The sequence below is a fragment of the Arthrobacter sp. SlRoot2-15 genome (assembly GCF_059739345.1).
This window is the reverse complement of the sequence record NZ_AP046058.1, coordinates 319,424-337,502: the sequence shown is the minus strand read 5'-3', so window position 1 is coordinate 337,502 and position 18,079 is coordinate 319,424. Positions and strand designations below refer to the sequence as shown.

15 protein-coding genes are annotated in these 18,079 nt (G+C 69.2%); 11 read left to right on the top strand and 4 right to left on the bottom strand.

Annotated features, from left to right (window positions below):
* Window positions 1-36 precede the first annotated feature (36 nt).
* From AC6I9V_RS01605 to AC6I9V_RS01595, 3 genes are read left to right on the top strand one after another with little or no spacing between them, the layout of a single operon-like run.
* Complete coding sequence (locus AC6I9V_RS01605) at window positions 37-2,742, top strand: bifunctional acetate--CoA ligase family protein/GNAT family N-acetyltransferase (RefSeq protein WP_497898099.1); 2,706 nt, start codon at window positions 37-39, stop codon at window positions 2,740-2,742.
* A 46-nt stretch (window positions 2,743-2,788) separates the two neighbouring features.
* Window positions 2,789-3,532: a DUF5998 family protein gene (locus AC6I9V_RS01600; protein ID WP_349411865.1), complete on the top strand. Its 744-nt coding sequence runs from the start codon at window positions 2,789-2,791 to the stop codon at window positions 3,530-3,532.
* A gap of 1 nt (window position 3,533) precedes the next feature.
* A complete protein-coding gene (locus tag AC6I9V_RS01595; RefSeq protein WP_497898098.1) occupies window positions 3,534-4,802 on the top strand; it encodes an alkaline phosphatase family protein in 1,269 nt (422 codons plus the stop codon).
* A gap of 85 nt (window positions 4,803-4,887) precedes the next feature.
* Here the strand turns inward: AC6I9V_RS01595 and sepH are convergent, their stop codons facing one another.
* Window positions 4,888-6,345: a septation protein SepH gene (gene sepH, locus AC6I9V_RS01590; protein WP_497898097.1), complete on the bottom strand. Its 1,458-nt coding sequence runs from the start codon at window positions 6,343-6,345 to the stop codon at window positions 4,888-4,890.
* A gap of 326 nt (window positions 6,346-6,671) precedes the next feature.
* Between sepH and AC6I9V_RS01585 the strand changes: the two genes are divergently transcribed.
* On the top strand, window positions 6,672-6,971 hold the full coding sequence (locus AC6I9V_RS01585; protein ID WP_138769577.1) for a DUF4193 domain-containing protein: 300 nt from the start codon (window positions 6,672-6,674) through the stop codon (window positions 6,969-6,971).
* A gap of 26 nt (window positions 6,972-6,997) precedes the next feature.
* On the opposite strand, the gene AC6I9V_RS01580 is transcribed toward AC6I9V_RS01585, so the two are convergent.
* Window positions 6,998-7,480, bottom strand: a complete 483-nt coding sequence (locus AC6I9V_RS01580) for a DUF3093 domain-containing protein (RefSeq protein WP_497898096.1) — start codon at window positions 7,478-7,480, stop codon at window positions 6,998-7,000.
* 122 nt (window positions 7,481-7,602) lie between these two features.
* Here AC6I9V_RS01580 and dut point away from each other — a divergent pair, with 122 nt between their 5' ends.
* The 4 genes from dut (at window position 7,603) to AC6I9V_RS01560 (ending at window position 10,053) form a co-directional block, all read left to right on the top strand.
* A complete protein-coding gene (dut, locus tag AC6I9V_RS01575) occupies window positions 7,603-8,133 on the top strand; it encodes a dUTP diphosphatase (protein WP_497898095.1) in 531 nt (176 codons plus the stop codon).
* Window positions 8,134-8,211: 78 nt separating this feature from the next.
* Window positions 8,212-8,928 carry a DUF3710 domain-containing protein gene (locus tag AC6I9V_RS01570; RefSeq protein ID WP_497898094.1) on the top strand — a complete coding sequence of 239 codons (717 nt, stop codon included), beginning with the start codon at window positions 8,212-8,214 and terminating at the stop codon, window positions 8,926-8,928.
* Window positions 8,921-9,340, top strand: coding sequence for a hypothetical protein (locus tag AC6I9V_RS01565; protein ID WP_497898093.1), 420 nt, complete (start codon window positions 8,921-8,923; stop codon window positions 9,338-9,340). Before AC6I9V_RS01570 ends, AC6I9V_RS01565 begins: the two co-directional genes overlap by 8 nt.
* On the top strand, window positions 9,337-10,053 hold the full coding sequence (locus tag AC6I9V_RS01560; RefSeq protein WP_497898092.1) for a DUF3159 domain-containing protein: 717 nt from the start codon (window positions 9,337-9,339) through the stop codon (window positions 10,051-10,053). Before AC6I9V_RS01565 ends, AC6I9V_RS01560 begins: the two co-directional genes overlap by 4 nt.
* A gap of 61 nt (window positions 10,054-10,114) precedes the next feature.
* Here AC6I9V_RS01560 and AC6I9V_RS01555 read toward each other — a convergent pair whose 3' ends face one another.
* Both AC6I9V_RS01555 and AC6I9V_RS01550 read right to left on the bottom strand, forming a co-directional pair.
* Window positions 10,115-10,885 (bottom strand): potassium channel family protein, encoded by a 771-nt coding sequence (locus AC6I9V_RS01555; RefSeq protein ID WP_497898091.1) that lies wholly within the window; start codon window positions 10,883-10,885, stop codon window positions 10,115-10,117.
* Window positions 10,886-11,557 (bottom strand): potassium channel family protein, encoded by a 672-nt coding sequence (locus AC6I9V_RS01550; protein WP_349411856.1) that lies wholly within the window; start codon window positions 11,555-11,557, stop codon window positions 10,886-10,888.
* Window positions 11,558-11,726: 169 nt separating this feature from the next.
* Between AC6I9V_RS01550 and AC6I9V_RS01545 the strand changes: the two genes are divergently transcribed.
* From AC6I9V_RS01545 to AC6I9V_RS01535, 3 genes are all read left to right on the top strand, one after another.
* On the top strand, window positions 11,727-13,703 hold the full coding sequence (locus AC6I9V_RS01545; RefSeq protein ID WP_497898090.1) for an APC family permease: 1,977 nt from the start codon (window positions 11,727-11,729) through the stop codon (window positions 13,701-13,703).
* Window positions 13,700-15,046: a class I SAM-dependent RNA methyltransferase gene (locus AC6I9V_RS01540; protein WP_497898089.1), complete on the top strand. Its 1,347-nt coding sequence runs from the start codon at window positions 13,700-13,702 to the stop codon at window positions 15,044-15,046. Before AC6I9V_RS01545 ends, AC6I9V_RS01540 begins: the two co-directional genes overlap by 4 nt.
* Window positions 15,047-15,205: 159 nt before the next feature.
* Complete coding sequence (locus AC6I9V_RS01535; RefSeq protein ID WP_497898088.1) at window positions 15,206-18,019, top strand: aconitate hydratase; 2,814 nt, start codon at window positions 15,206-15,208, stop codon at window positions 18,017-18,019.
* Window positions 18,020-18,079: the final 60 nt, after the last annotated feature.

The following is an 18,079-nucleotide window of genomic DNA, read 5'->3' as shown; positions in this document are numbered from 1 at the left end:
ACGGGTACTGCAAAAGTTTATGGCTAGGCTAAGCCTATGGTGGATCAGCCCGCGGACGGCGTATATCCGGAACATTGGGAAGCCGATGTCGTGCTGCGCGACGGCGGCACCGCGCACCTTCGCCCCATCCACCCCGCCGACGCCGACGCCGTGCAGGCCTTCCACGTGGGCCAGTCGCAGAAGTCCATCTACATGCGCTTCTTTGCCTTCAAGTCCAAGCTCACCGCCAAGGAACTCAAACGCTTCACCGAGGTCGACTACAAGGACCGGGTGGCCCTGGTGATCACCATCGGCGGCGAAATCATGGGCATCGGCCGCTACGACCGGCTCGATGACCCGGAGGAGGCGGAGGTCGCCTTCAACATCGCCGACGCGCACCAGGGCCGCGGCATCGGCTCGATCCTGCTCGAACACCTCGCCGCCGCGGCCCGGGAGAACGGGATCCGCAAATTCAGCGCCGAGGTGCTCCCGGAGAACCGCAAGATGCTGATGGTCTTCTCCGACGCCGGCTACGACGTGAAGCGGCACTTCGACGACGGCGTCGTGAGCCTCGAGTTCAACATCGACCCCACGGACAAGTCCCGCGCCGTGATGGAGTCCCGCGAACACCGCGCGGAGGCCCGCAGCATCCAGGAACTGCTCGCGCCGTCCTCCGTGGCCGTGATCGGGGCCAGCCGCAAGTGGGGCACCGTGGGCTACCAGCTGCTGGAACACATCATCGAGGGCCACTTCACCGGCCCGGTCTACGCGATCAACCCCGAGGCCCTGGAACTGGCCGGCATGCTGTCCTTCGCCAAACTCTCCGACGTCCCCGGCCCGGTCAAGCTCGCCATCATCGCCGTCCCGTACGACGAGGTCCCCAAGGTGGTCCAGGAGTGCGCCGACGCCGGGGTCAAAGGCATCGTGGTGGCCACCGCCGGTTACGCGGACGACGGCGAACGCGGCCTCGCCCGGCAGCGCGAGCTGGTCCGCCAGGCCCGCGCCAACGGCATGCGCGTGATCGGCCCGGCCTCGCTCGGGATCGTCAACACCAACCCCGCCGTGTCCCTCAACGCCTCGATGGCGCCGTCCCTGGCCCGCCGCGGCGGCCTCGGCCTGTTCAGCCAGTCCGCGGCGATCGGCGTTTCGCTCTACGCCGCCTCCAGCCGGCGCCGGGTGGGCATCTCCACGTTCCTCTCCGCCGGCAACCGCGCCGACGTGTCCGGCAACGACATGATGCAGTTCTGGGAGGACGACGCCGACACCACCGCCGTCGGGCTGTACCTTGAATCCATCGGCAACCCGCGCAAATTCTCCCGGCTGGCCCGGCGGCTCGCACGGACCAAGCCGGTGATCGTGGCCAAGTCCGACGCCATGGGGCTGAACCTGCCGCCGGGCCACGCTGTGCGCACCACCCAGGCGCCGCCCGAAGCCCTCGACGCCATGATGCGCCAGGCCGGGGTGATCCGGGTGGAAACCATCGAGCAGCTGATGGACGTGGCCCAGATCGTCTCCAGCCAGCCGCTGCCCCAGGGGCCCGGCGTCGCCGTGTTCAGCAACTCCGGGGCGCTCGGCAAGGTGGTGGCGGACCGGGCCGCCGCGGCCGGACTCGGCGTCGAGCGGATCGTGGCCGACGTCGACCTGGACACCGGCATGTCCAGGGCCTTGCCGGCGCTGCGCCGCAGCCTGCAGGAGACGCTGACCATCAACTCGGTCCACGCGGTGGTGGTGGCCCTGCTGCCGGCCCGCGGGCTCACCGTGGAGAAGATCGGCGCGGTGCTGGCGGAGTGCTCGGCCGCCGCCGGCAAACCCGTGGTGGCGGCGTTCACCGGCCTCCTTGACCCGTCCATCTACGTCGAGGGCATGGTCGGGGCCGCCGCGGACGAGACGGCGGAATCCGCCGCCGGGGTGCCCTGCTATTCCAACCCCGGGGCCGCCGTCGCCGCCCTCGCAGCGGTGGTGCGCTACGCCCAGTGGGTGGTCCGCGACCAGGGCCTGTTCGTGGAACCCGAGGGCTGCGATCCCGAGGGCGCCCACGAGGATCTCGAGGAACTGCTCCGGCCAGTCGGCGGCGAGCAACTGGTCCGGCTGGATCCGGCCGCGTCCGGCAAGCTGCTGGGCTTTTACGGCATCCAGGTGCTGCCCTCCGAGGGTTTCGAGAGCGAGGACGACGCCGTCGCCGCCGCCGACCGGCTGGGCTGGCCGGTAGCGCTGAAGACCACCGACCCGGCGCTGCGGCACCGTCTGGACCTAGGCGGGGTGCGCCTGGACATCCAGGACGCCGATTCGCTGCGGCGCAACGTCGTCCAGATGCGCAAGTCGCTGCAGCGCTACGGCTCGCCCTCCCTGGAGGTGCAGTCGATGGCCCCGGTGGGGCAGGCCTGCACCTTCCGCGCCATCGAGGACCCGTTGCTGGGCCCGGTAGTGTCCTTCGGGCTGGCCGGCGACGCGGTCAACCTGCTCGATGATTGGGCGCACCGGGTCCCGCCGCTCTCCGGTTCCGACGTCCACGACTTCATCCGCGCACCCCGCGCCGCCCGAAAACTCTTCGGCTACCAGGGCCTGCCCGCCGTCGACGCCGCCGCGCTCGAGGACCTCGCGGCCCGGCTGACCCGGCTCAAGGACAACCACCCGGAGATCGTCCTCGTGGAGTTCAACCCGGTCCTGGCCGGTCCCGACGGCGCCGTGATCCTGGCCGCCGACGTCCGGATCGCCAACGCCGCCCAGCGCACGGACACCGCCAGGCGCGCGATGCGCAGTTAGCCGGTGCAGTTAGCAAGTGCCCAGCCGATCTGTGAAAATGGAAGCCATGAGCTCCCAGCCTCCAGCATCCCAGCCCCAGGCGCCGGTCCCCGCCCGCCACGGCTCGCAGCCCCATGGCCTGCATGACCACAGCGCGCAGGGCCAGAGCTTGGAAGGGGCCCTCCAGCAGGCAGGCTTCTACCCCCGCCTCGTGGCCGACGTCGTCGCCGACGCCCTGGACGGCCGCGACTGCGTGGCCCACCTGGTCCACCTCGAGACCCACTTCGACCGGGCCGAGGTGCGCCGGCACATCACCGTGCTGGTGCTGACCGAGGACATGCTGGTCATCACGCACGTGGACGACCAGCAGCTCGACGAAGCCGGCGAACAGATCGTCGCCCAGGTCTCCACCGAATCCGTGCCGGTCACGCAGATCCGCTCCGTGGTGCTCAGCTACGTCTACGCGCAGCCGCAGGACTACAAGCCCTCGGACCCGGTGCGTGAGCTGACCCTCTCCATCGCCTGGTCCGGCGGCCAGCGCCTCGACATGGGACCGGCCAGCTGCGGCGACCCGCAGTGCGAGGCCGACCACGGCTACAGCGGCACCATCGCGCAGGAGGACATTGTGCTCCGCATCAGCGCCGAGGCGGACGGTCTGCAGGCCGTCCAGGACGCCAAGCTTTTCGCCCGCGCGCTCCGGGCCGTAAACACCGGCTCCACCGCGCCGGCCACGCACGGCGTCTCCGCGTTGCCGCAGCGTCCCCGCGCCGGGGTCTTCGGAAACCGCCTCAGCCGCGGCCACCAGCGCTGAGATGGTGCCCGTCCGCGCCTCCCAGTCCCCGGTCTCCTCGCCGCAGGCGCCCCGGACGTCGCCCGCCGGCCAGCCGGCCATGCCGGCGGCCCCGGCCTACGGGGAGCGTTCCATCGCCGAAGTGCTCAGCAGCGCCGCGGCCAGCCTCGGTGTGCCGGGCTTCGAGAACCGGTTGAAGCTCCCCGCGGCGAAGCACGTCTGCGTGGTCCTGGCCGACGGCCTGGGCCGGCAGCTGCTCAAACAGAAGTCCGCCCACACGCCGTTCCTGCGCTCGGTGCTGCAGGCCGGCCAGGGCGCCGTGCCGGCGGGGATCGACGCGGCCTTCCCGTCCACCACCGTCGCCTCGCTGGCCAGCTTCGGCACCGGACTGCCCGCCGGGCAGCACGGCATGGTCGGCTACGACGTCCTCGACCCGGACCAGGACCGGGTGGTGAACATGCTGGGCAACTGGGACGACGGCGTCGACCCGCAGCAATGGCAGCCGATGCCCACCGTCTTTGAGCGGGCCGCCGGACACGTCGACGTCAGCACCGTCGCCCTGCCGCGGTTCAGCGACTCTGCCATGACCAAGGCCGCGCTGCGCGGCGGCCGTTTCCTGGCCGGGACCACCTCACACGCCCGGACGGCCGCCGCGGCGGAAGCCATGGCCGGCGCCGAGAGCTCGCTGATGTACTTCTATGTCCACGAACTGGACAAGGCCGGGCACCGCTACGGCTGCCAGTCGCCGCAGTGGGAGCACCAGCTCGAAGAGCTGGACGCCACCGTGCGCCGGCTCAACGCCACCCTCCCCGCCGGCACGACCGTGCTGGTCACGGGCGACCACGGCATGCTGGACGTGCCGGAATCGCAGCGGATCGATTACTCGGCCGACCCGGAACTGATCGCCGGCGTCCGGCACACAGCGGGGGAGCCTCGGATGGTGCACCTCTACCTTGAGGACGGAGCCGACGACGCCGGCCGGCGGCGGCTGCTGGAAGCGTGGCGGGCGCGCTTCGGCGACCGGATCTGGGCCTTTACGCGGAAGGAGGCCGTGGCCGCGGGGCTGTTCGGGGACGTCCGCGGCCCGGTGAGGGCACGGATCGGGGATGTAATGATTGCCGCCCGTGACGCGCTGGCGTTCTATGACACCCGCCGGGTCCAGGCAAGGGCATTGGAGGTGGTCGGCCAGCACGGTTCGCTGACCAAGGCCGAGCGCGAGGTCCCGCTGCTGTGCTTCAAGGCTGAGGGGAAAACCGGAGCCAAGCCGGCCCGGAAGGCTCCGCGGCACTGAACTAGTTCCTGACTGAGCGGCTTCCTGGCTGAGCCGTCTCCTGTTCGGCCCGTAGCCTGACGGGCGTGACGTGCCGGCGGTAGTCTTAGTCGCTGCGGGTGCCGAAGACGATCTCATCCCAGCTGGGAACGCTGGAGCGTTTGGGCTTGGACGGCTGGCGTTCGGGTGTTTCGTGTTCCCGGTCACCGCGGGCGGGGTCGGTGCGGGACGAGTCCCGGTGGGACGCCCGGGCGTCGGACGGGCCGTTGACGGGCGCGTCGCCGGCGGGTGAATCGGCGGGGGAGTCGGCCTGCGCGCGCCGCGAGGGGCCGCCGCCCAGGAGCTCGTCCAGCCCGGGGCTGGACGTCGGACCGGTGCGGACCGGGCGCAACTGCGAGGCCGCGATGGTGATTTCGCGGGTCTCGGTGCTGACCCCGTCGTGCAGCTTCAGCGCGTCGTCGCCGTCGGTGTCCTCGTGCCGCGGCGCCAGGCTCAGCCGGGAGAGCATGGACGGCCGGGCATCCCGGCGCCGGGCGAACGCATCCGGAACCGCGTGCGGTTCGGTCTTCGCTGCCGGGGCCTGTTCCTCCGCGGCCGGTGCGGGCTCCCCGGGAACCTCGGTGTCGTCGTCGCCGGAGTCTTCCGGCGGCGGGACCTCGGACGGGCGGGGGTGGGCGGCCGGAACCCCGTTGGTCAGCAGCAGCGCCAGGGCGTCGTCGGCGTCCTCGTCCAGGCCCAGGCGTTGGCCGCGGCGTGACCGCAGCATGTCCAACAGCCCGTCGGCGTCCTTTTCCTGCGGGCCGCCGAAGGGATGGGCTCCGTTCGGATGGACCACACTGAGCTGCGCGGTGGCGGTGCGCGCCGCGGCTTCGGCGTCGGTTTCAAAATCAAAAGGGCGGTCCGAGACCGCGGAGAGCCGCCGGGCCGGGACCGGGCCGTCAATCGGTTCGAGTTCACTGAGCTGCTGGGCCCAGCGGTTGGCGTTCTGCAGCGACTTCCGGGCCGGGCTGAACGTCCACATGGCCGGCGGCTCTTCGCCGATCGCGGCGTGCGCACCGGAGGGGGCGTCGAACCGGGCCACCACGTTCCAGCTCCCGTCCGGGCGGCGCCAGGAATCCCACTCCACGGTGGAGGGTTCGACGCCGTGGGCCCGGAGCCGGTGCGTGACCATGTCATCGAGTGTTGCGGGCTGGTCGCCGAAGTAGGAACGGTAGCTGTCGTGCCCGGCGGACGGGGAAGCGACCTCGATTTTGCGGGCCTGCTGCGCGACGTACTCGCGCTCGGCCAGCACGGGGCCCTCATAGCGCTGGACCTTGGCCAGTGGGATGCCGGAAAGTTCTGCGACTTCGTCGGCGGTGGCACCGCTGCGGATCCTGGCCTGGATGTCGCGGGGGGACATGGCAATGGGCGCGGCGCCCACGCCGGAAGCGGCCTTCGCCGGCGTCCGGCTGGCAGCCGCCCGAAGAGCCTCATCGATCGGCAGCCGGAACATCTCGCCGCCGGTGCCACTGACCAGGAGATGCTCCCCGTCGTCGTGGACGCCTACAAGCCGTAGATCCTGCATACAAATCCTCCACCCTGGCATTACTAACATTCGAAACTCTGCCACCGATGGGCAGCTATTCCGGTTAGGAGGGCGGGCGCGCCGTGATTTTCCGCGACTTTGCGCCCCATTAGCACCGGCCGGCGGAGGCCGCGCCGCCCCCGGACCGCAGGACTCTGGCGTTACGGCGGGGATGCGCGTAAAAATGGCCCGACATCGGGCACAAAAAGCGCTTGTCCGGCGTTGACATCGGTGAACCGAACCCGGCCGGGACCGGGGGCTACCAGCCCCCGCCGGTGCGGAGGCGGCGATCCAACCCAACGAATGCGGAGTGTGAGCAACTACTAATGGCGACAGACTACGATGCGCCGCGCAAGACTGAAGAAGACCTCAACGAGGATTCCATCGAGGAACTGAAGTCGCGGCGTACGGACAAGCCTTCCGCGGTGGTCGATGAAGACGAAACCGACCTCGCCGAAGGCTACGAACTCCCGGGCGCCGACCTCTCCGGCGAGGAGCTGCTGGTCCGGGTGCTGCCCGCACAGGCAGACGAATTTACCTGTGCCTCCTGCTTCCTCGTCCGCCACCGCTCGCAGATCGCCCGCGAAAAGGACGGCCTGAAGTACTGCAAGGACTGCGAGGGCTAAGCGCCGCCGGGGTCAAAGCTGCGGGGTCAGCCGTTCAGGGCCGCGACGAGCTGGTCCGGGTGCCGCGAGGACGCCAGCCAGTAGGGCGTGCGGTCCGAGGGGTCGGTGATCTCGATCCGGACCACCGGATCGATCCAGCCCCGGATGCACATAAACGCCAGGCCGTTGAGCCGGGTGCCGCGCTCCGCCGTCGCCTCCGCCCCGCGGAAGGCCTCGGCGGCGCCGACGAAGCTCCTCTCGATGGTGGCCCGGCCGACGCGCAGGGTGCCGGCGGTGACCGAGATGGACGGCGTAGACAGGACAAGCAGCACGGCCAGGATGACGAAGAGCACCACGGCGGCCGTGATGCCGGCGGCGATGCTGATCGGCGCGAACACCAGGATGCCGGCCCCGGCCAGTCCCGCAGCCACCAGCCAGATCCAGAAGCTTGGCCAGAGCTTTTCGCTATAGAGGACGGTGGCGTTGTGGGGGGTGTTGGAGGCAGGCACGGCGGCGCTGGATTCGGGCATGGGTCCAGCTTTCCACTTTTTCCGGGCCTTTTCACCTTGGCCAGGCGGCCACCGCCATACCGGGCTGCGGCGGCGCCCGCGCGGTAGGTCGATCCTCCCCGCGGGCGTTACAGTGGGGAACTGTGACTGAAGAAACCACCGCCGCGACCACCCCGCCGGCAGGGCCCGCAGCCGGCGGCATTTCCGCCTACGGAGCCCCCACCCTGACGGTGCAGCTCAAAATGCTCGACGACGGACTGGAACCGCCCTCGTATGCCCACCCGGGCGACGCCGGCGCGGACCTGCGCGCGCGCGAGGACGTTGTGCTCGGGCCGGGGGAGCGGCGGCTGGTTCCCACCGGAGTCTCCATCGCCCTTCCCGACGGCTTCGTGGCCTTGATCCACCCGCGTTCCGGTCTCGCCACCAAGCACGGACTGACCGTGGTGAACGCGCCCGGCACCGTGGATGCCGGATACCGCGGCGAGATCGCCGTGACACTGCTGAATACCGACCGCGAGCAGGCGATTGAACTGCGACGCGGCGATAGAATTGCACAAATGGTCATCCAGCGTGTGGAGTACGCCGACTTCGTGCCCGTCCGGGAACTCAGCGAGTCCGTCCGCGGCGGCGGCGGCTTCGGCTCCACCGGCGGATTCGGCGCCCCCGGGGCCTGAACCCCGGCCGTTACACACAGCTGTTCCCCGCGCGGGGCCAGGAACTTCGCGCAGGATCACAACTAAGGAGACAACCCCATGGTTTTTGGGCGTGGCAGGAAAGCCAAGCAGGAGCAGTTGACGGACCCCGGCGAGACCCGGGAGGCCGACGCTGTGGACGCCGGCGCACCCCCCGTGGCCACGGACGGCGCCGTCCGCGGGTCCGGCCCGTATGACGCCTCGGAAATCGACAACCAGGACGGCTACGTGGACCTCGGCGCCCTGCTGATTGCCCCGCGCGAAGGACTGCAGCTCCGGCTGGAAGTCGAGGAAGCCACCCAGCGCGTGGTCGCCGTGACCATGGACCTGGAAGGCTCCAGCCTGCAGCTGCAGGCTTTCGCAGCGCCCCGCTCCGAGGGCCTCTGGGACGAAATCCGTGAGCAGATCGGCCAGTCCGTGGGCAGCCAGGGCGGCCAGGTCGACGAAATCGAGGGCCACTTCGGCATCGAACTCGTCGCCAAGCTGCCCGCCGGCGACGGCAGCGAGGGCTACCGCGTGGCCCGGTTCATCGGCGTCGACGGCCCCCGCTGGTTCCTCCGCGGCGTCCTCGGCGGGGAAGCCGCGCTGGACCGCAATGCCGCCGCCGGACTCGAGGACCTCTTCCGCCAGATTGTTGTGGTCCGCGGCGAGAACCCGATGCCGCCGCGCGACCTGCTGCAGCTCCGCCTGCCGCGCGACTCCGGCGCGACGGCACCGCAGGGTGCCCCGGAGTTTGACCAGCCCGAGCGCGGACCGGAGATTACCCAGATTGGCTGATGCCTCCGGCAAGGAACCAGCCGCCGCCGTTCCGGTGCGGGGGCTTCCGGAGCGCGGCCGCGTGGTGTGCCGGGGCTTCATCGAATCCGTGACGTATGCCCCGGCCGGCGAGGTGGCCGCCTTCACCGCCATCATCACCGACCACGACGCCCCGCCGCCCAAGGCCCGCCCCGCAGCCGTCCGGGCAGCCGCGGCCGGGCAGACCGGCCCGTCAGGCCCGGCCGGGGTCCGTCGCAAGGGACCCGCCGTCGCCGCGGACCGGCTCCGCGTGATCTGGCTGGGCCGCCGCCGGATCCCCGGCGTCAAGGCCGGCCTGGAGCTGCGGCTCGAAGGGATGGTCACGGTGCGTGACGGGCTGCCCACCATGTTCAATCCGCGCTACGAAATACTCTCCCGCCAGGAGGAGCAATGAGCACCCCCGAAGACCAGCAGCCCACCGTGGCCCAGCTCGCCGAAGGCTATGCGGCCAAGGCGGGCCTGCACCGCTCCGGCAACGGCAACATTGACGTGCTCAAGAGCGCCGGCGGTGTCCAGGGCATCGCCGAGAGCATCCTGCCCGGGCTCGTGTTCCTGGTCGCGTTCACGATCACCCGCGAACTTCCGCTGGCCCTCGTCGCCGCGCTGGCCGTGGCCGCGGCGTTCACCGTCGCGCGGCTTCTCCAGCGCAAACCGCTGACGCAGGCGTTGGCCGGCATTGTCGGCGTCGGGCTCTCGGCTTGGCTGGCGAATTCGACCGGGAAGGCCGAGGACTTCTACGTGCTCGGGTTCTTCACCAACCTCGGGTACATCGTCGCGATGTCCATCTCAATCGCTGTGCGGTGGCCGTTCGCCGGGCTCCTTTTCGGGTTTATCCGGAACGAGGGCCTGGACTGGCGCAAGCACCCCGCCAGGGTCAAGGCCTACCGCATCGGCACCTGGGTGATCATCTCGGTACTGGTCCTGCGCCTGCTCGTCCAGGTCCCGTTGTATTTCATGGGGGAGCAGGGCCTCGCCGGCCTCGCCACCACGCGCTTGATCATGGGGGCGCCGCTGTACATCCTGGGCATGTGGGTGGCCTGGCTGCTCACCCGCCCCGCGCCGGCCCCCGTTGAAGCCCCCGCCGAGGAGCCGGTCGAACCCAACTGACCCGCAGTTGTGGCCGTTTTCAGACCTGAAAACGGCCACAGCTGCCAGTTACTTGGGGGTGTCAGCCCTCGAAGCCGTCGTCGCCGGCGGCCTGCGTCTCGCGGCCGTGCGGCTCGACGGCGGCCGGGTGCCGGCCGGAACCGGACGGCTCCCCGGCAGCTTCGGCGTCGGACTCCGGCGCCGAGAGCAGGGCCCGCAGCCCGTCCTCCGCGGCGATCGTGGTGACGAAGAACAGCTCGTCGCCGCCGTCGATCACATCGTCCCGGCTGGGGGTGATCGGCGCCTGGTCGCGCAGGATCGCCACCAGGGTGGCGTCCTCGGGCCAGTCGATATCACCCACGGTCAGGCCGATCACATGCGAGTCGTGCGGCACCGTGAATTCGACCAGCGAGGACACCCCGGTCTGCAGCGTCAGCAGCCGGACCAGGTCGCCGATTTCCACGGCTTCCTCCACCAGGGCGGTCATCAGCTGCGGGGTGTTGACCGCGACGTCGACGCCCCAGGAGTCATCGAACATCCAGTCGTTCTTCGGGTTGTTGACCCGGCCCACGGTCCGGCCGACGCCGAATTCGGTCTTGGCCAGCAGCGACACCACCAGGTTCACCTTGTCGTCGCCGGTCGCGGAGACCACGACGTCGGCGTCCTCCAGGCGGGCGTCCTTGAGCGTGCTCAGTTCACAGGCGTCGCCGACCAGCCAGTGCGCGCCGCGCAGCCCGCTGCGGCCGATCACCTCCGGCTTGAGGTCGATCAGCAGGATCTCGTGCTTGTGGGCCAGCAGTTCACGGGCGATCGAGGAACCGACGCTGCCCGCCCCGACGATGACGACTTTCACTTAGGACTCCTTGGCGGGGGACTTGGCAAGAATGTGGGCGACCTCGGAGGTGCGGTCCACGCTCAGCATGGCGTGGACGGTGTCTCCGTCCTGGAACGCGGTTCCCGGCCCGGGAAGGATGCCCTCGCCGAAGCGGGTGAGGTAGGCGATGCGGATGTCGGCGGCCTTCTCGATCGCGGAGAGCGGGTGGCCGATCCAGCCGGCGTCCAGGTCCACCTCGGCCAGCACCAGCCGGCCGGACGGGTCGCGGAAGTCGCCGGCGAGGTGCTGCTCGGGCAGGATCCGGCGCAGCACCTGGTCGGCGCTCCAGCGCACCGCCGCCACCGTGGGAATGCCGAGCCGCTGGTAGATCTCCGCGCGGCCCGGGTCGTAGATCCGCGCCACGACGTGCGGGACGTGGAATGTCTCGCGGGCCACCCGGGTGGCCAGGATGTTGGAATTGTCACCGCTGGACACGGCGGCGAAGGCGTAGGCCTCCTCGACGCCTGCCTGCTTCAGCGTTTCCCGGTCAAAGCCGACGCCGGTGACCTTGCGGCCGGAAAAGCCGGTCCGGAGCCGGCGGAAAGCACGGTCGTCCTGGTCGATGATCGCGACCGAATGGCCGGCGTCCTCCAGTGTGTGCGCCAGGGTCGCCCCAACTCGGCCACAACCCATGATCACGAAGTGCGCCACACGTGCCTCCTCAAGCTACCTTCTTGCGCTGCTGCGGTTTGCTGCTGCGTAAAACTGTACCGGCCAGGGCGCACCCGCAGGCCGTCGATCAGCGGCGCGGGCCGCCGGGGGCCTGGCGGACGGGCTCCGCCGTCATGACATCGGACCCGAATCAGACTAGCTTTGTCTGGTGCTGACAATTTTCAATGCCGTGAAGCGGGTGCTGGTAGGCAGGCCCTTCCGGAACGACCGTCTGGCCCACACCCTGCTGCCCAAACGGATTGCGCTCCCCATTTTCGCCTCCGATGCGCTCTCCTCGGTGGCGTACGCACCGGACGAAATCCTGCTGACCCTGGCCCTGGCGGGCGTCAGCGCCGTGGCCTTCTCACCCTGGGTGGGCCTGGCCGTGATGGTGGTGCTGCTGACCGTTGTGGCCTCGTACCGACAGAACGTCCACGCCTACCCTTCCGGCGGCGGCGACTACGAAATCGCCAACGAAAACCTGGGCAAGTACGCCGGGCTCACCGTCGCCTCGGCCCTGCTGGTGGACTACGTCCTCACCGTCGCGGTGTCGATGTCCTCGGCCGCGGCGTACCTCACCACGGCCGTCCCCTCGCTGCACGGCCAGCAGGCCGCGATCGCTACGATCGGCGTCGTGATCCTGGCCCTGGTGAACCTGCGCGGCATCCGCGAGGCCGGCAGCGTCTTCGCGGTGCCGACCTACATCTTTATGTTCTCGATCCTCGGCATGACCGCCGTCGGCATCTTCCAGGCCGCCACCGGCCAGCTGGGCCAGGCGCCGTCGGCCGCGTTCGAGATCGTCCCGGCCGCCGGGTTCGATGAGGGGATGGTGGGCCTGGCCGGCGCGTTCCTGCTGCTCCGGGCGTTCTCCTCGGGCGCCGCCGCCCTGACCGGCGTCGAGGCGATCAGCAACGGCGTGCCGAACTTCCAGAAGCCCAAGAGCAAGAACGCGGCCACCACGCTATTGCTGCTCGGCGTGATCGCGGCCTCCATGCTGGCCGGCATCATTTACCTGGCCAACGCCACCAAGGTGCACATCGTGCTGGATCCGGCCAAGGAGTTCCTGCTGGACGGCAAGCCGCTGCCTGAGGATTACATCCAGAACCCGGCGATCAGCCAGATCGCGGAGACCGTCTTCGGCGCCGGCTCGATCCCGTTCTACATTGTGGTCGCCGCCACCGGCGTGATCCTGGTCTTCGCCTCCAACACCGCCTTCAACGGCTTCCCGGTCCTCGGCTCGATCCTCGCCCAGGACGGCTACCTGCCGCGCCAGCTCCGCACCCGAGGCGACCGGCTCGCGTTCAGCAACGGGGTACTGGCGCTGGCCGCCGGCGCGCTGGTGCTGATCATCGCCTTCGACGCCGACGTCACCAAACTCATCCAGCTCTACATCGTGGGCGTCTTCATCTCCTTCACCCTCAGCCAGCTCGGCATGATCCGGCACTGGGGCCGTGAACTGAAGCTCGCCAAGGACGCCGCCACCAAGCTGCGGATGCTCAAGTCCCGCACCATCAACACGATCGGCTTCGGCATGACCGGCCTGGTCCTGGTGATCGTGCTGATCACCAAGTTCGAACAGGGAGCCTGGATCGCCCTGCTGGCCATGTTCATCCTGTTCCTGATCATGTGGAGCATCCGGGCGCACTACGACAACGTGGCCAAGGAGCTCGCCGTGGATGAGGACTCCTCGCCGCGCGCGCTGCCCACCCGGGTGCACGCCGTGCTGCTCGTCTCCCACGTCCGCAAGCCCGTGCTGCGGGCGCTTGCCTACGCACGGGCCTCGCGGCCCTCCCGGCTGGACGCCATCACGGTGGATATCAGCCCGGAGGAAACGGAGCAGACCCTCGAGGACTGGGAGAAGCTGGAGATCCCGGTACCGCTGACGGTGTTGGCGAGCCCGTTCCGTGAAACCGTCACGCCGATCATGGAGTACATCAAGAACATGCGCCGCGACTCCCCGCGCGACCTGATCGTTGTGTACATCCCCGAATACGTGGTGGGCAAATGGTGGGAGCAACTGGTGCACAACCAGACCGCGCTGCGGATCAAGACCCGGCTGCACTTCGAGCCCGGGGTCATGGTGGCCAGCGTGCCGTGGCAGCTGAAATCCTCCGAAGAAGCCAAGAAACTGCAGGACATCCAATGAGCACCGACACCCGGACCCCCGCCCGCACCGAGCTGATTGTCGACGTCGGCCCCGTCGCCCACGGCGGCCACTGCGTGGCCCGGCACGAGGGCCGTGTGATCTTCGTCCGGCACGGCATCCCCGGCGAAAAGGTCCGGATCCGGCTGACCGACGACGGCGAGTCCGCCAAGTTCTGGCGCGCCGACGTCGTCGAGGTGCTGGAGGCCTCGCCGGACCGGGTGGAGCACTTCTGGCACGCTGCCGACTCGCAGCGCTCCTGGTCCCACGGCCACCCGCCGGTGGGCGGCGCCGAGCTGGGCCACGTCGCGCTGGACCGCCAGCGCGGCCTCAAGGCCGAGGTGCTGGCCGAGCAGCTGCGCCGGCTCGCCGGCGTCGAGCTTGCCGTCCCGGTCGAAGCCGTGGGGGAGGCGGCGGGCGCCGCCGGCACCGGCCTGGCCTGGCGGACCCGCACGGGTTTCGCCGTGACGGCCGGCGGCAAGCTGGGCATGCACGCGCACCGCTCCGACTCGGTCTTCCCCGTCCGCGAGATGCCGCTGGCCGTCGAGGACATCAACGCCCTCAAGCTCTGGGACATTGACCTGCAGGGCATCGAGCGGGTGGAGGTCGCAGCTCCCGCCAACGGCTCCCGGCCGCTGGTGCTCCTGGTCCCGTCTGCCGGAACCCGGGCCAAGCGGCTCGCCGCGATCACCGCCCAGTTGCCCGACGACATCTCGGTGGCGGCCGTTGACCCCGGCACCGGTGCCGTGACGCAGTTGCGCGGCCGCACCTGGGTGCAGGAAACCGCGGCCGGGCACGAATACCGCGTCACCGGCGACGGTTTCTGGCAGATCCACCGGGACGCCCCGGAGACACTGGTGGGGGCCGTCACCGGCTTCCTGCAGGGCGGCGGCTACCTCAATGCCGGGTCCGTCGTGGCGGACCTGTACGCCGGCGCCGGGCTCTTCACCGCGCCCCTGGCCGACGCCGTCGGGGTCACCGGTTCCGTGCTGTCCGTGGAAGGGGCGCCGGGCACCAGCCGGGACGCCCGGAAGAACCTGCACGGCGCGCCCCAGGTCGAAATCATCCAAGGCAAGGTCGAACGCGTGCTGCGGCAGCAGCCCCGCAGCTTCGACGCCCTGCTCCTGGACCCGCCCCGGGCCGGCGCCGGCAAGGCGGTCGTGAACCAGCTGGTGGCATCCAGGCCCCGCGCCATCGCCTACGTCTCCTGCGATCCGGCGTCGTTCGCGCGGGACGTGGGGTACTTCCAGCAGGCCGGCTGGGCCCTGGCGGGGCTGCGCGCCTTCGACCTGTACCCGCACACCCACCACCTGGAGACTGTGGCGTTACTGACTCCCCGGGGCTGAGGCCACTAGGATGGGCGGAGTAGTCCGACATCGCGCACTGCAGTCACTTTTGAGAATTCACTGTTGAGAAATCATCACTCATGTCTTAGTTAGGCTGACCTAACTAGCAAGGGGTCTGCGGCGCGACAAAGATGAAACTGTTGCGAGAGGAGTCCTGCGATGAGCATTGTGGACAGCTTCGGTTCAAAAGGCAAACTTAATGTAGCCGGTACCGAATACGAAATTTTCCGGTTGAACTCCGTTGAAGGTGCAGAAAACCTTCCGTTCAGCCTCAAGGTATTGCTTGAAAACCTGTTGAGGACCGAGGACGGCGCCAACATCACGGCCGATCACGTCCGCGCACTGGCCGGTTGGGATCCCAACGCCGAGCCCGACACTGAAATCCAGTTCACGCCGGCGCGCGTGATCATGCAGGACTTCACTGGCGTGCCCTGCGTTGTTGACCTCGCCACCATGCGTGAGGCCGTCAAGGAACTCGGCGGCGACCCCAAGCGGGTCAACCCGCTGGCACCGGCGGAAATGGTCATCGACCACTCCGTCCAGATCGATGCCTTCGGCAACTCCGGCGCACTGGAGCGCAACATGGAGATCGAGTACCAGCGCAACGGCGAGCGGTACCAGTTCCTGCGCTGGGGCCAGACCGCGTTCGACGACTTCAAGGTCGTCCCGCCGGGAACCGGCATTGTGCACCAGGTCAACATCGAATACCTGGCCCGCACCGTCATGACCCGTGAAGTCGATGGCGCGCTCCGCGCTTACCCGGACACCTGCGTCGGCACCGACTCGCACACCACCATGGTCAACGGCCTGGGCGTGCTCGGCTGGGGCGTAGGCGGCATCGAAGCCGAGGCTGCCATGCTCGGCCAGCCCGTCTCCATGCTGATCCCGCGCGTTGTGGGCTTCAAGCTGACCGGGTCCATCCCGGCCGGCGCCACCGCCACCGACGTTGTACTCACCATCACCGAGCAGCTGCGCCAGCACGGTGTTGTCGGCAAGTTCGTGGAGTTCTACGGCGAAGGCGTCGCTGCCGTGCCGCTGGCCAACCGCGCCACCATCGGCAACATGAGCCCCGAATTCGGCTCCACCGCCGCGATGTTCCCGATCGACGACGTCACCCTCGACTACCTGCGCCTCACCGGCCGGTCCGACGAGAACGTGGCCCTCGTGGAGTCCTACGCGAAGGAACAGGGCCTCTGGCACGATCCCTCCCGCGAGATCAAGTTCTCCGAGTACCTCGAGCTGGACCTTTCGACGGTTGTCCCGTCGATCTCCGGCCCGAAGCGCCCGCAGGACCGCATCATCCTCTCCGAATCGAAGGCCCAGTTCCGCGAGGACCTGCGCAACTACGTGAAGGAAGACCTGGCCGACGGCAGCCTGGACGAAGCGATCGACGAGAGCTTCCCGGCGTCGGACGCCCCGTCCTTCACCGCCTCCGGCACCCACCTCACGGACCAGGCGCCGCACGCGCACGGCCCGAAGTCGAACGGCCGCCCGTCCAAGACGGTGGCCGTCACGACCGCCGACGGCCGCGAGTTCGAACTGGACCACGGCGCGGTGTCGATCGCCTCGATCACCTCCTGCACCAACACGTCCAACCCGTCCGTGATGCTGGCCGCCGCGCTGCTGGCCCGCAACGCCGTGGACAAGGGCCTCACCTCCAAGCCGTGGGTCAAGACCTCCGTGGCCCCCGGTTCCAAGGTCGTCACCGACTACTACAACAAGTCGGGCCTGACCCCGTACCTGGAGAAGCTCGGCTTCTACATCGTCGGCTACGGCTGCGCGACCTGCATCGGCAACTCCGGCCCGCTCGACGCCGAAATCTCCGAGGCCATCCAGGCCAACGACCTTTCCGTCACCGCCGTGCTCTCCGGCAACCGCAACTTCGAAGGCCGGATCAACCCGGACGTCAAGATGAACTACCTGGCCTCCCCGCCGCTGGTCATCGCGTACGCCCTGGCCGGCACCATGGACTTCGACTTCGAAAACGACGCCCTGGGCCAGGACGAGGCCGGCAACGACGTCTTCCTGAAGGACATCTGGCCGAACCCGGTCGAGGTCCAGCAGGTCATCGACTCCTCGATCGACACGGGCATGTTCGCCCGCGGCTACGAGGGTGTCTTCGAGGGCGACGAGCGCTGGAAGGCACTCGACACCCCGGCCGGCGACACCTTCGCCTGGGACGAGAAGTCCACCTACGTCCGGAAGCCCCCGTACTTCGAGGGCATGCAGGCGCAGCCGGAGCCCGTGCAGGACATCACCGGGGCGCGCGTGCTGCTCAAGCTCGGCGATTCCGTCACCACGGACCACATCTCCCCGGCCGGTTCCTTCAAGTCCGACACCCCGGCCGGCCAGTACCTGCTGGCCAACGGTGTGGAGCGCAAGGACTTCAACTCCTACGGCTCACGCCGTGGCAACCACGAAGTCATGATCCGCGGCACCTTCGCCAACATTCGGATCAAGAACCAGCTCCTCGACGGCGTCGAGGGCGGCTTCACCCGCGACTTCACCCAGGCCGACGGCCCGCAGGCCTACGTCTACGACGCCGCGCAGAACTACCAGGCCGCCGGCACCCCGCTGGTTGTCCTGGCCGGCAAGGAGTATGGCTCCGGTTCGTCCCGTGACTGGGCCGCCAAGGGCACCGCACTGTTGGGTGTCAAGGCTGTCATCGCGGAGAGCTACGAGCGTATCCACCGCTCCAACCTGATCGGCATGGGCGTCCTGCCGCTGCAGTACCCGGCCGGCCAGAACGCCGCCAGCCTGGGCCTGACCGGCACGGAAACCTTCGCCGTTGAGGGCGTCACCGCCCTCAACGAAGGCACCACGCCGAAGACCCTCAAGGTCACCGCCACGGCCGAAGATGGCTCCACCACCTCGTTCGACGCGGTCCTGCGCATCGACACCCCGGGTGAAGCCGACTACTACCGCAACGGCGGCATCCTGCAGTACGTGCTGCGCCAGATCTCGGCCAGCTAGGTCAGTTCCGGCAGCACCGCCCGAAAGCCCCGGCCCGTCACCGACGGACCGGGGCTTTCC